The organism is Vibrio sp. 2130-1, assembly GCF_033339515.1.
Window position 1 is genome coordinate 1 of sequence record NZ_JAWOUT010000103.1, and the last position, 966, is coordinate 966.

Consider the following 966-nt stretch of genomic DNA (forward strand, 5'->3'; position numbering starts at 1 on the left):
GATCAGTTTCTTTCCTAACTTTTTTTCTAAATTGGCGATACGTTTACTCACCGCAGATTGGCTGATGTACAGCTGACTACCAGTGCGGCTCATGGTTTTTTCTTTACTTAGTACAAGTAACGTTTCAATGCCTTCTAATAACATAGCAATTAATGAAAATTAGGAATGAGACGGATAATTTAACGAATTGCTGAGGGATAAGCGAATCGTGTTAATTAAAATGCGAAGAGCCGAGATAAAGTCGGCTCTTTAGATTGAAAGCTGTACTTGAATTGCTTAGCGGTTGATGGCGAAAGTAGGTAAAGATAGATGCCAACGAATCGCACCAAGGCGAATCACCAGTGTTGAGATAACACCTGCGAGCAGGGCTGTGGAATGATCGTAACCCATACTCACAGCCATCGTGTGGAAGATGCCACCAATGATACAGGCTGTGGCGTAGACTTCGCTTCTTAGCACCATAGGTACCTCTCGGGCCAAGACATCTCGGATTATGCCGCCACCGCAACCGGTGATTACACCCATGATCACGGCAACCATGCCGGAGGCGTTGTAGGCGAGCGCTTTTTCTACCCCAATTCCCACAAATACGGCCAGACCGATGGCGTCACACACGGGTAAAACCCACCAAGCTAACCGTTTTGGTCTGCGAACCAAGATCATAGTTAACAAACAGGTGATGAAGATAACCCAAAGATAAGTGGTATCGGTAATCCAAAAGACGGGGGTCGCACCAAGTGCCATATCACGAATAATGCCACCGCCAATGGCAGTCACGCTGCCTAGGACGATAACACCGAAGGGATCCATTTTTAATCGGCCAGCGAGTAAAACACCAGACACAGCGAAGATTGCTGTACCGAACAAATCGATCATATAAAGCAGCATGGAATCCATGTTACTTGGTACCTATAAAAAGTGTGAGAACAAAAATGGGCGGAAATTGTACGGTATTTCCAACGAAAA

2 protein-coding genes are annotated in these 966 nt (G+C 45.5%); both read right to left on the bottom strand.

Annotated elements, in window-relative coordinates:
* Positions 1–144 (bottom strand): LysR family transcriptional regulator (locus R7Q09_RS24500; protein ID WP_318143740.1); only part of this gene is annotated, 144 nt, incomplete at its 3' end.
* 132 nt (positions 145–276) lie between these two features.
* Complete coding sequence (locus R7Q09_RS24505) at positions 277–897, bottom strand: TRIC cation channel family protein (protein WP_318143739.1); 621 nt, start codon at positions 895–897, stop codon at positions 277–279.
* Between the last annotated feature and the right edge of the window lie 69 nt (positions 898–966).